Consider the following 11,794-nt stretch of genomic DNA (forward strand, 5'->3'; position numbering starts at 1 on the left):
GACTCAGCTCAGAAATTGGTTCAGAAACTGCCAAAATTTTTTGCGCCTGTGGCGCATCCGCACGATAAGCGCCAACGTGTTATATCAATCCAAATATACACGTTTATCCGCTAAAGGTATCAGAAAAGGGAAGTTTGTGTACCTCGTTATCGGGTGGGTATACTTCCAGTAATGCTTGATCCAAAGGACTTTTAATAGCTAATAAGTCCTTTTTGGCTACATGCGTATATATCATGGTGGTTTCAGGTTTCGAATGACCTAACAAATCCTGAACATGACGTAAACCTACCCCCGCTTCAATTAAATGAGTGGCATAACTATGCCTCAATGTATGCGGGGTAACCCGTTTCCGGATACCAGCACGCCTACAGGCGCGCTTTAAAAAATGTCGAATAGTACTCGCTGAGTATTGACCACCAGTCGGACTTTCAACAAACCATACCTTCGGCTGATAACTCATAAAATAGTTGCGGAATAACGGAATAAAACTTTCAGCCATAATCGCCATACGATCCTTTCGGCCCTTTGCGTGACGAACAAATATTTGTCGACGATCAACATCAATATCATTGAGTTTTAAGGATAGAACTTCACCAATTCGCATTCCTGTGGAATAGATTAGCGCTAAAGTCGCTCGGTGCTTTAGGTTGCGAGTGACCTGCAATAAGGCGATGACCTCCTGCTGACTTAAAACAGTAGGAAGGTACCGAGATTTTTTGGGTCGTAGGGTTTCAATGTCGTCTATTTCATCTAGTTTATAATATTCAACCATATGTTTTAACGCACTGACCAATTGCCGGTGAGTACTGATACCGTAACGTTTCTTAGAAACCTGCTCCTCAATAAACAAACGAAGGTCATCCTTCTCTATGGTTTGTTTATGCTTTGTTTCCCAAAAAATCAAAAAATCTTCAATGAATACGCAATACGTTTTCACGGTACTCTCGCTAAAACGCTGCCCCTCCAAATACCGACGAAGCTGTACCATCTCCTTTTGTATGCCAGGGGATGCTTTGCGTTCGAATGTTTTTTTAGGAGGTTGATTAGCACGAACGTGCAATGCCGAAAAATTAACACTTACCTCTTGAAAAATGAGGGCATTGATTAATAAATCACTGCTAAGATCATTTTCAAAAACGTAAAAAGATGTGAGGGTTTGGCTCCAACGAACGGGTCTAATGTTCATCACCTTCCGCTTTAGTTCAGTGTTGAAACCAAACTTCAGGGTTATAACGGAACGATTTCGATGTTTTGACCGATTTAATACTACCTTATTCATTTGAAATAGATTTAAAGGTAGCTAGGGAGTGACATATAAAAATAATAAAAAGAATAATCGTGAGCAATGGGTTTCATAGTATAACAAATTCATTTTAAGAAGTTATATGGGAGAATACGTTATCTTAGTTTCCAAATAATTTGTTATGACAGTAAATGAACTTGCGCATCAGTTTTATTCATCATTTACAGAAAAAAATGTTGAGGGCATGATTTTATGCTATTCCCATGATATCCACTTCTATGATCCCGTATTTGGAGATCTCTACGGAGATGAAGCAAAGGCTATGTGGTGTATGCTGACAAAGAATATGGACGTGAACGGAACGATTGACTACAAGATTGTCGAAATTCATGAATTGAAGGCTATAGTGAAGTGGAAAGCAAGTTATCCATTCGGTCCAAAAAGGCGAATTGTTGTAAACAACATTACGGCTGAGTTATATGTTGAAGATGGAAAAATAGTAAAGCATATCGATACATTCAATCTATGGAAATGGTCGAGACAAGCTTTCGGTGTACCTGGTATTTTGTTGGGATGGACGCCTTTTTTTAAGCGTAAGCTTCGAAGGACAGTGCGAAAAAGACTGAAACATTATATGGCTGAAGATCCTCGTTTCTAACGCTATCAGTAATAAAAAATCCCCGACGTTTTATCGGGGATTTATTGTAGCGAGATGGGGACTTGAACCCCAGACCTCCGGGTTATGAATCCGACGCTCTAACCACCTGAGCTACCTCGCCATTTCATATTTGCGAAGGTGCAACCTGCCTGTCCGCCGAAGCGTAGTGGAGGAGGAAGCTACCTCGCCATTTCATATTTGCGAAGGTGCAACCTGCCTGTCCGCCGAAGCGTAGTGGAGGAGGAAGCTACCTCGCCATTTCATATTTGCGAAGGTGCAACCTGCCTGTCCGCCGAAGCGTAGTGGAGGAGGAAGCTACCTCGCCATTTCATATTTGCGAAGGTGCAACCTGCCTGTCCGCCGAAGCGTAGTGGAGGAGGAAGCTACCTAGCCAATTGGTATTTTAAATGCCACCTTTTTACTTAGGCGGGTGCAAAGATAGAAACAAAATAATGGGGTGCAAAGTTTCATTTCATTTTTTTGAAGAAATCGCTGCTTATGCCATGTATAATGTATTTAGAAAATTTTTCACCCTTTCTTTCCAAAGTTGGAATTAATCTATATATTGGCGCTAGTAACAAAGAACCATGGAAGAAAAAGTCAAATTCGAAATGGAGTTTCCCATACAAGTGTCTCCATCTTTATTATATCAATATATTTCAACCCCATCTGGCATGAGCGAATGGTATGCCGACAATGTGAATTCCCGCGGTGAATATTTCACCTTTATCTGGGAAGGAAGCGAGGAAAAAGCCAAACTACTCGGGAAAAAAAGTGGTGAGCGAATCAAATTTCGATGGATGGATGATGAAGACACTTCATATTACTTCGAACTTCGTATACAGGTAGATGAAATTACCAAAGATGTTTCGCTTATGGTAACCGATTATGCCGAAGAAGACGAAATAGAAGAGGGTAAAATGTTATGGGAAAATAGTATCTCAGACCTTAAACAGATTCTAGGTTCAAAATAGGAAATCCGCGTTCTTAAAGCGCTTAAAAATATAGTAACTTTGCGCCGTTCCAATCAAAAGGGACGGTTTTTTTATGGTGAATTTCAACGGAACGCTTACAGAAGAAGAAAACTCTATTTCATTACATAATCGAGGATTGACCTACGGTGACGCTGTTTTTGAAACCTTGCGTATCTCTGGAAAGAAGATATATTTTTGGGAAGATCATTACTTCAGATTAATGTCGTCCATGCGAGTGATGCGAATGGAAATCCCAATGGAATTCACTCCTGAATATCTCGAGGAACAAGTACTGAAAACCGTTGAGGCTCATGAGGAAGCCAAGGCTTATCGTGCAAAAATTATTGTGTGGCGAAAGGAGGGAGGAACCTATCTCCCGGCAACAAACGATGTAACGTTTGCCATTTTGGTTTCACCGTTAAAAAATCCTTTCTATGTTTTAAATGAAGAAAAATATGAAGTGGAGCTTTTTAAAGATCACTACATTCCTTCCGGATTGCTTTCAACGTTGAAGTCCGCTCAAAAACTGCCGAATATCCTGGGAAGTATTTTCGCTCAAGAAAATGGCTATGCGAACTGTTTACTGTTGAATGAGAAGAAGGAGGTCATTGAAGCATTAAATGGAAATCTATTTTTGGTGAAAGATTACAAAATTATAACGGCTCCATTGGAAAGTGGTTGTTTAAATGGAATTACCCGAAAGCAAATAATCGAAATTCTTGGCGCCATACCCGATTATATCTTGGATGAAACACCTATTTCGCCCTTCGAACTTCAAAAAGCAGATGAAATGTTCTTAACCAACGTTATTACAGGAATTCAACCGATTACGAAATATAGAAAAAAGACCTACGATACAGCTGTAGCAAAGGAATTACTAGGAAAACTAAATGCGAAGGCGCGTTTGGGCTAGTTGTAATTTGGATTTTCGGGAGCGTTCGACCAAATCACATAATCGCCACCAAACTCAATCATCTTTTCCTTCCAGAAGTTGGAATATGACTTTCCGATAATATCATTCTTATCATTATTCGGAATGACAACCCAACTGTTCAACTCCAATTCCTGTTCCAACTGCTCACTCTCCCAACCGGAATAGCCTAAGAAAAAGCGAATAGTGTCCTCAGAAAGCTGATTATCAGACAAAAGTTCCAAAACGATGTTAAAGTCACCGCCCCAATAGATACCGTTTGATATTTCAATACTATCTGGGATTAAATCTGGAACACGGTGGATAAAGTATAGATTATCTTGCTCTACCGGACCTCCATTATAGACGGGGAAGTTGGACGTAACGGTAGGGATAAAGTCTTGAAGGGAATATTCCAAAGGTTTGTTCAAAATAAAACCAACGGAACCATTCTCATTATATTCAGCCAGGAGCACCACCGATCGGTTGAAAGAAACATCCCCAATTATGGAGGGTTCTGCAACTAGTAACATTCCCTTGGCTGGTCGCAATGTTATCATGGCGCGTCGTTTGTTAACTCTAAACTAAACATTAAATCTTGAAAAACCAATTTTAATAGGATTTAACATGATTTTGGTCATAAAAAAACCCCGCAAATATTGCGGGGTCTAAGTTTTGCTCAATATTGCTATTAGTTCACAGCACTTTGTAGGTCAGATCCAGCTTTAAACTTTACAACGTTTTTAGCTGCAATCTTGATAGTCTTACCTGTCTGTGGGTTACGTCCTTCACGAGCAGCTCTTCTAGAAACTGACCAAGAACCGAAACCTACTAGAGAAACTCGGTTACCTTTCTTAAGAGACTTTTCTACGTTTCCAAGGAAAGACTCCAATGCTTTTTTAGCAGCTGCTTTTGTGATTCCGGCATCTTCTGCCATTGCATCGATTAAATCTGATTTGTTCATAGTTTACTTTTTAAAAATGAATATTGGTTAAACTTTGATTAAATTGCCCTACAAATTTAATCGGATTATCGGTTCATGCAAGGAATGACGCGGTAAATCAAGGTTTTTGTTGATAACTTGGGTGCTTTGTTGATAACCACGGCCAAAAATACTAGGATTTTAGCAATATCAGTAACCATAGGCGGTTACAAGAGTTTGGCATCATTTTCAAATTGAAACCCATTCAATAAGGAAGCGGTATCCATTTTTCGCTTCCCAGGTAACTGCAATTCCGTTATGCTTAAAGAACCTTCTCCACAGGCAACTAGCAACTCCTTTTTCCCTACTTCCATTGTTCCAGGTATGTCCGAAATTTTCTTCGATATAGCCCCAGCATTATACACCTTAATTAATACAGGCTCGTCATTACCTTGTTTCATATGTGTCCAAGCCACGGGAAAAGGTGATAGGCCGCGCACAAAGGCTTCCACTTCTGCAGCACTTTTATTCCAATCGATTCTAGTATTCTCTGAAGTAAGTTTCGGTGCATTCTTCAATGGTGTTTCTACATCCTGCGCTTTCGGATAGGCGTTTCCATCTTCAATCAGACCAACCGTATGAAGTACCAACTCAGCACCCATCGTCATCAGTTTATCATGTAGGCTGCCGGCCGTTTCATGTTCTTCAATAGGAATTTCACGTTTTTCAATGATTGCGCCCGTATCGATTTTTTCGTCGATAAAGAAAGTGGTTGCTCCCGTTATTTTCTCTTGATTAATAATTGCCCAATTGATAGGGGCTGCCCCGCGATACTGCGGAAGGAGGGAAGCATGTAGATTGAAGGTGCCATATTCAGGCATGGCCCAAACCGACTTCGGTAACATTCTAAAGGCAACAACAATTTGAAGGGTAGCATTCAGCGCTTTCAATTCCGATAAAAATGCTTCATCCTTTAAGTTTTTTGGTTGAAGAATGGGAAGGTTCGCGTCTTGGGCAAATTTTTTTACTGGCGAGGGACGAAGTTTCCGTCCGCGACCGGCAGGTCGATCCGGGGCAGTGATGACACCCACTACATTCTTACCTGCTGCTAATAATTGTTTCAAGGTTTCCACCGCAAAATCGGGTGTTCCCATAAATACTATTCGTAACTTTTTACTCATTTAGTTATATTATAATAAGGTATACTGATTTCGGGCATTGACCGCAATTTTCTTGGCATCCAACAGCTTTCGTAATGTATGGACAACTTTCGCTTCTGCAAAGGTAGTTTTTTGTGAAAGTTCACGGGCATCCATATCCCTTTCTTCCAATAGGATTAGAATTTTTTCTGCAATAAGCTGCACTTCCCTTTTCTGAGGAATTTTCTGTTCTGGCGCACAGACCGAACAAATTCCGCAGGCTTCCGCATCTTCTTCACCAAAATAGGAGACCAACTGAACGCTTTTACAAACCGAATCATTCGTCACATACTGAAGCATGTCGGCTACTTGCTGCTTTTTTTTAGTATGCTGTTCCTTGATATACTTCGCCACGACATTTATGGTCCGATCGTCTTCTCTTGGCGTCAAAAAGGTAATGCTGGCATCGGTGGTACGAAGGTTTAGCTCGATGATACCATCCCGCTCTAATTGCTGCAATGCTTCGATGCAGAACGATACCGACTGGCCTGTTTTATTTGAAAGCAACTCCAAATCGACGGAGGAAGGCGTTTCAAAAATACCCCCATACATCCTAAGCAGCGTTTTTCCAACGACAGAAATATTCGCCTTGCCTTCAAAATAGCGAAGTACGGCATTGGATGGCACTACAAATTGCACGGTCGACGATCTTCCGAATTGTTGCGATAGTTGAATGATTCCCAATCGATCCAGTGTATTCAGACCATTATATGTTAATAAGGTATTTAGCGAATAGGTTTCACAAAATTTCGAGAAGTTGAAATTGTGCTCGGTAAATTCACCTTCACCATAGGAAATCTGAAAATAATTATTCAATTTTCGATATAGCTTCTTCACCTCTTTCACACTCGGCAAGGTATCAACAAAACGCTGTTTCACAAGATTTTTATCATATTCTGAATACAATAGAAATGCTTGTGCATAATTTCCATCGCGACCCGCTCGACCCGCTTCCTGGAAATAGCTTTCCAAACTTTCTGGTAATTGAAAGTGAAACACATAGCGAACCTGAGGATGGTCAATTCCCATTCCAAACGCATTGGTAGCGACCATCACGGGAACCGAGCCCGAAAGCCATTGCTCCAATCGATCTTCTTTCTCCCTTCTCGGTAGGCCACCGTGAAAAAAAGTGCTCCGAATGCCCAATGTGTTAAGGTGATTGCTGGTATTTACCGTGGCTTTTCGACTGCGAACATAAATTATGGCAGCGCCCGGTTTCTGCTTTAGCAGTTTTTCAGCAAAGGCGAGTTTGTCTTCAATGATTTTTGTTCGGTAAGCAAGGTTGTCGCGGACAAACGATTTTTTAAAGACCTTTGGAAGTTCAAGTTGAAGTTGTTTCACCGTATCCTCCAATACGGCTGGTGTGGCCGTAGCGGTAAGCGCCATCATCGGGACTAAAGGATGAAGCTCGCGTAGCACATGAATATTTCGGTAGGCCGGACGAAAATCGTTTCCCCATTGCGAAATACAGTGGGCTTCATCGATAGCGATTAAGGATACGGGCAGTTTTTCGATCCATTGCTGAACGATTTCTTGTTGTAGTCTTTCTGGTGAAAGGTATAGGAACTTGTATTTACCGTAAAGCGCGTTTTCTAATAAACGCTGAAGGTCGTTGGCCGCAATTCCTCCTGAAATATGGAGCGCCTTAATGCCTTTGTCCTGTAACGCTTTCACCTGATTTGCCATTAAGGCAACCAAGGGCGAAACCACTATGCATATGCCTTCTTGGCAAAGTGTAGGCACCTGAAAGCAGATGGATTTTCCACCACCCGTAGGAAGTAGGGCTACCGTATCCTGTCCGTTCAGGACCGATTCGATGATATCTTCCTGTAAAGGGCGAAAATTCGGATATCCCCAATATTGCTCCAAGATGTTGATAGGACGTTCCAACCGCGGTTTACAATTGATTTAGAATAAAGGTAGCCCTTTCCTGCAAAGTACCAATAGGAACATTGGTAATGGTATAGCCATATTTCTCATAGCCAGCTTGTAGACATTCATAAATTTCGACTGCCTGTTCAAACGATTCGTACCGTTCGTTATCCTGGGTGTAGATCGCTTCCCACGGAGGAAGCACGAAAATTTGGTCGTAGCGATGGGCTTCACAAGTTTCGACAAAATACGAAGGGTAGTCGGTATTCTTGAAATCCATGTAAGCGGTAACATCCGGTAGCCCACGATCGTAGAAAAGATGATCGCTATCATGTTCTTTCGCTTGATGAAATTGTAACAGTCTGCCTTCTAATAGCTTTTTGCTGAAGAGCACTGGATCGGTAAGGAAAAGCTGCTCAATTCCTTCCCGTTGGGCTTCTAAAATGACTTCTCTGGAAATTTCATGTAAACAGGGGTGACCAGCATCTTCCAACTTCTGAATAAGAGAGGTTTTTCCCGAACCAGGGCCTCCTGTTATAACGATTCGTTTGGTATTCAATAGGAATGGTTTTTGGACAAATTTCGGAAAATAACATCACAGCGAAAAGTGTATCTTTGTGGCTGCTGTGTGAAAAGGAAAAATATATGACTCAAAAAGATAAAAAAACGGAAGAATTTTACGCTCGTCTTCGAGAGCAATTGGAGCAGGATACTACGTGGCCATCGCAATATATGTATAAGTTTATCGTTCCTAGTGAACTCGATAAAATAGCAGAAGTAGAAGCTGCTTTCGATGGTACTGATGCATTGATTAAAACGCGGGACTCCTCAAAAGGAACCTACACCAGCGTTTCCATTCGCGTTACCATGGATTCGCCCGATGCGGTGATTCAGAAATATCTTGAAGTTTCCGATATCGAGGGGATCATTTCCCTTTAATTTTAGTATTTTGCAAGCTACTGAACGAATTTTTTAAATCCCATATAATTTTGGTTGATAATTTAGAATATAACAGCGATCGTCCACAGCTGATCATTCCCGAATACGGACGACACATTCAGAAAATGGTGGAACAAACGGTCGAGATCGAAGACCGTGAAGAACGCAACAAGAACGCAAAAAGCATTATCGCGGTTATGGGTAACCTGAATCCGCACCTTCGCGATGTTCCCGATTTTCAACATAAGTTATGGGACCAGTTAATTATCATGTCCGATTTCAAATTGGACGTCGATGCTCCTTTCCCAAAACCTTCAAGAGAAGAGCTGAGTGAACGACCCGATCCGCTTCAATACCCTCAGAACTATCCTAAGTATCGTTTCTACGGAAATAATATAAAGCGTATGATCGATGTGGCGAATAGTTGGGAAGAAGGTGATAAAAAAGAAGGATTGATTCTTACGATCGCCAATCATATGAAGAAGTGCTACCTTAATTGGAATCGTGATACGGTTGAAGATAAGGTGATTTTTGACCATTTATTCGAATTGTCGGATGGGAAAATTAACCTAAAGGGTGCCGATGAAGACTTATCTGAAGCAAAGGATCTAGTAAAAAATAAAAAGCGCTACAAGAAGAAGCATCATAAAGGCGGTCGAGGCCGCAAGCGCAACTAAACTTTCCGAATACATTTATGGCAACATTTCAAATTGAAGGAGGGCACAAGCTCAAAGGGGAAATCCATCCCCAGGGAGCCAAAAACGAGGCCCTTCAAATTCTCTGTGCAGTATTGTTAACCGACCAGGAGGTCACTATCGATAACATTCCAGATATCCGGGATGTTAATAAACTGATTCAGATTCTTGGCAACCTCGGTGTTACGATTCGTAAATTAGGCAAAGGACATTATTCCTTTAGGGCTGATAATCTGCAGCTTTCCTATCTAGAATCGGAACTCTTTAAACAGGAGGGAAGCTCCCTTCGAGGATCCATTATGATTGTTGGTCCCTTACTAGCACGATTCGGAAAAGGATATATTCCAAGACCGGGTGGTGATAAAATTGGACGACGACGACTGGATACCCACTTTGAAGGATTTATAAAACTTGGCGCTGAGTTCCGATATAATAAGGAAGAACGTTTTTATGGGGTGGAAGCTCCCGATGGACTTACCGGAACGTATATGTTATTGGATCAGGCTTCGGTAACGGGAACGGCCAATATCGTAATGGCAGCGGTACTTGCGAAAGGAACTACTACGGTTTATAATGCAGCCTGCGAGCCCTATCTTCAGCAGTTATGCAATATGCTGAATGCTATGGGTGCAAAAATTTCAGGGGTTGGTTCCAATTTACTGACCATTGAAGGTGTTGAAAGTCTTGGAGGTTGTAAACACCGCATTTTACCTGATATGATCGAAATCGGGTCATGGATCGGATTGGCAGCGATGACGCAGAGCGAACTGACCATCAAAAATGTGAGTTGGGAGAATCTAGGCTTAATTCCAGATACGTTTCGAAAATTGGGAATTACCCTCGAGAAGAAAGGCGATGATATCTATATCCCAGCACAGGATGAATATGAAATTCAGGGCTATATCGACGGTTCCATTCTTACTGTAGCCGATGCGCCTTGGCCAGGATTTACGCCAGATTTATTAAGTATTGTTCTGGTAGTGTGTACCCAAGCGAAGGGAAGCGTATTGATACATCAAAAAATGTTTGAAAGCCGTTTATTCTTTGTCGATAAGCTAATCGATATGGGTGCGAAGATTATCTTGTGTGACCCACACCGTGCGACGGTCATCGGGCATAATTTCAAATCTACCTTGAAGGCCACGACTATGGTGTCACCCGATATTCGGGCAGGGATCAGTTTGTTGATTGCGGCACTTTCAGCAAAAGGAACGAGTACGATTCATAATATTGAACAAATCGATCGTGGGTATGAGAATATCGATGAACGATTGCGAAAGATAGGGGCGAAGATTACACGAATGGATTGATGCCTCAACCTAAAGAAAAAGAAAAAAGCCTCGAGAAACCGAGGCTTTTTTTATTATGCTTTTCTGTTTTTGTTGATCTCGTCCTGAAGTTTACGACGGATTTTCTGTTCGCGTTCCAACGTTTTCTGACGGTGGGTTTCGAACTCGATTTCGGTTTCTGCCAACTTCAACTGAGCGGCTTTAGTAACCTTGTGGCTGTTCTTGAACTTGTAGGCAAGAAATCCAATTCCTAATACCAGAATTAGGATGATTGTCCACATAATGGCATTGTAGGTAGATTTTTCAGTTAATACCCCAAGAATTTCAATACCATTCTCCTTTTCTCTGGATAGGGATAAATCTTCTTGGGTTGTTTGGAGCTCTTCCGTTAGCGAATTGATTTCATTCTTTTGGGAATCGATTTCCTGTTGGCGACTTTCAATTTTGCTTTCTAGGGAAGAAACGGTGTCTAGAATGTTTTTTCGAAGTTCGTTGATCTTGTACTTCTTAATTACTTTATACTCTTGATAGTCGTTGGATTCATCGATAACATCGGTAAACTGACCTTCAAGGGTGTTGTCTGTTTGTTGTACCGTTTCCTGAGCCGAAAGGTGTAAAACGGCTAAAAGTAAGAAAGAGAGAAAGATGGTTGTTTTCCTCATGGGTGCTTTTTATTAGGTTTGTCTCGCTAAGTTAACACCGCAAGAGTAGAAAAATTGTAGTAGAAAAACCAATTTTTACCGCTAATTACATTTTATTTAACAAGACATTCTGCTTCGCAATAGCTGAATGCCAATGCTCCAGAAGGACATTTCTGCACTTGCTGAACGATCATTTCAGTTGGAGCCGCATCTAAATCGATCCAAGGAATAACAGAAGTACGAAAGACTTCCGACAATCCTTTGGCGCATTTTTCAGCATGAATACAGCGTTTGGGCTCGTAGGTTACGGTGATTTCACCATTGGTGAATTCAGTTGCAAGAGTTTCCATAAGCATAAATTTGGGGGTTATGGTCACGGTTATTTTTTGTCAATTACATCGATAAATATATAGTATTTTTCGATAAATGAACTATTTTAAGGAAAAATCTGA

General features: G+C 41.2%; 14 protein-coding genes and 1 tRNA gene. 6 read left to right on the top strand and 9 right to left on the bottom strand.

All coding sequences use genetic code 11. The annotated features are described in order from the left end of the window. Positions 1–103: 103 nt before the first annotated feature. Complete coding sequence (locus I4Q58_RS09200; RefSeq protein WP_203295585.1) at positions 104–1,279, bottom strand: tyrosine-type recombinase/integrase; 1,176 nt, start codon at positions 1,277–1,279, stop codon at positions 104–106. Positions 1,280–1,424: 145 nt separating this feature from the next. Here I4Q58_RS09200 and I4Q58_RS09205 point away from each other — a divergent pair, with 145 nt between their 5' ends. Continuing rightward, positions 1,425–1,901, top strand: coding sequence for a nuclear transport factor 2 family protein (locus tag I4Q58_RS09205; protein ID WP_203295586.1), 477 nt, complete (start codon positions 1,425–1,427; stop codon positions 1,899–1,901). A 47-nt stretch (positions 1,902–1,948) separates the two neighbouring features. Here the strand turns inward: I4Q58_RS09205 and I4Q58_RS09210 are convergent. After that, positions 1,949–2,022: transfer RNA gene (locus I4Q58_RS09210), tRNA-Met, on the bottom strand. Between the two features lie 466 nt (positions 2,023–2,488). On the opposite strand from I4Q58_RS09210, the gene I4Q58_RS09215 reads away from it, so the two are divergent. Both I4Q58_RS09215 and I4Q58_RS09220 read left to right on the top strand, forming a co-directional pair. Continuing rightward, a complete protein-coding gene (locus tag I4Q58_RS09215; protein ID WP_203295587.1) occupies positions 2,489–2,875 on the top strand; it encodes an START-like domain-containing protein in 387 nt (128 codons plus the stop codon). A 73-nt stretch (positions 2,876–2,948) separates the two neighbouring features. After that, a complete protein-coding gene (locus I4Q58_RS09220) occupies positions 2,949–3,788 on the top strand; it encodes an aminotransferase class IV (protein ID WP_203295588.1) in 840 nt (279 codons plus the stop codon). Here I4Q58_RS09220 and I4Q58_RS09225 read toward each other — a convergent pair. The 5 genes from I4Q58_RS09225 to I4Q58_RS09245 form a co-directional block, all read right to left on the bottom strand. After that, positions 3,785–4,345, bottom strand: coding sequence for a YqgE/AlgH family protein (locus tag I4Q58_RS09225; RefSeq protein WP_203295589.1), 561 nt, complete (start codon positions 4,343–4,345; stop codon positions 3,785–3,787). The two genes, I4Q58_RS09220 and I4Q58_RS09225, sit on opposite strands and share 4 nt — an antisense overlap. A gap of 131 nt (positions 4,346–4,476) precedes the next feature. After that, positions 4,477–4,749: an HU family DNA-binding protein gene (locus tag I4Q58_RS09230; protein ID WP_203295590.1), complete on the bottom strand. Its 273-nt coding sequence runs from the start codon at positions 4,747–4,749 to the stop codon at positions 4,477–4,479. A gap of 185 nt (positions 4,750–4,934) precedes the next feature. Next, complete coding sequence (fmt, locus tag I4Q58_RS09235; RefSeq protein ID WP_203295591.1) at positions 4,935–5,888, bottom strand: methionyl-tRNA formyltransferase; 954 nt, start codon at positions 5,886–5,888, stop codon at positions 4,935–4,937. Between the two features lie 9 nt (positions 5,889–5,897). Continuing rightward, positions 5,898–7,796 (bottom strand): RecQ family ATP-dependent DNA helicase, encoded by a 1,899-nt coding sequence (locus I4Q58_RS09240; RefSeq protein ID WP_203295592.1) that lies wholly within the window; start codon positions 7,794–7,796, stop codon positions 5,898–5,900. Between the two features lie 7 nt (positions 7,797–7,803). Further along, positions 7,804–8,337 carry an AAA family ATPase gene (locus I4Q58_RS09245; RefSeq protein ID WP_203295593.1) on the bottom strand — a complete coding sequence of 178 codons (534 nt, stop codon included), beginning with the start codon at positions 8,335–8,337 and terminating at the stop codon, positions 7,804–7,806. Between the two features lie 86 nt (positions 8,338–8,423). On the opposite strand from I4Q58_RS09245, the gene I4Q58_RS09250 reads away from it, so the two are divergent. Genes I4Q58_RS09250 through murA form a run of 3 tightly spaced genes read left to right on the top strand, consistent with a single transcriptional unit; the run spans position 8,424 to position 10,722 of the window. Beyond that, positions 8,424–8,717, top strand: a complete 294-nt coding sequence (locus I4Q58_RS09250; protein WP_203295594.1) for a DUF493 family protein — start codon at positions 8,424–8,426, stop codon at positions 8,715–8,717. 50 nt (positions 8,718–8,767) lie between these two features. After that, positions 8,768–9,394, top strand: a complete 627-nt coding sequence (locus I4Q58_RS09255; protein WP_203295595.1) for a DUF4290 domain-containing protein — start codon at positions 8,768–8,770, stop codon at positions 9,392–9,394. A 17-nt stretch (positions 9,395–9,411) separates the two neighbouring features. After that, complete coding sequence (gene murA / locus I4Q58_RS09260; protein ID WP_203295596.1) at positions 9,412–10,722, top strand: UDP-N-acetylglucosamine 1-carboxyvinyltransferase; 1,311 nt, start codon at positions 9,412–9,414, stop codon at positions 10,720–10,722. Between the two features lie 53 nt (positions 10,723–10,775). On the opposite strand, the gene I4Q58_RS09265 is transcribed toward murA, so the two are convergent. Together I4Q58_RS09265 and I4Q58_RS09270 are read right to left on the bottom strand one after the other, a co-directional pair. After that, on the bottom strand, positions 10,776–11,363 hold the full coding sequence (locus I4Q58_RS09265) for a hypothetical protein (protein WP_203295597.1): 588 nt from the start codon (positions 11,361–11,363) through the stop codon (positions 10,776–10,778). Between the two features lie 92 nt (positions 11,364–11,455). Next, positions 11,456–11,692, bottom strand: coding sequence for a (4Fe-4S)-binding protein (locus tag I4Q58_RS09270; protein WP_203295598.1), 237 nt, complete (start codon positions 11,690–11,692; stop codon positions 11,456–11,458). Positions 11,693–11,794 lie beyond the last annotated feature (102 nt).

The sequence above is a fragment of the Luteirhabdus pelagi genome (assembly GCF_016827595.1).
In the GTDB taxonomy this organism is placed as follows: domain Bacteria; phylum Bacteroidota; class Bacteroidia; order Flavobacteriales; family Flavobacteriaceae; genus Luteirhabdus; species Luteirhabdus pelagi.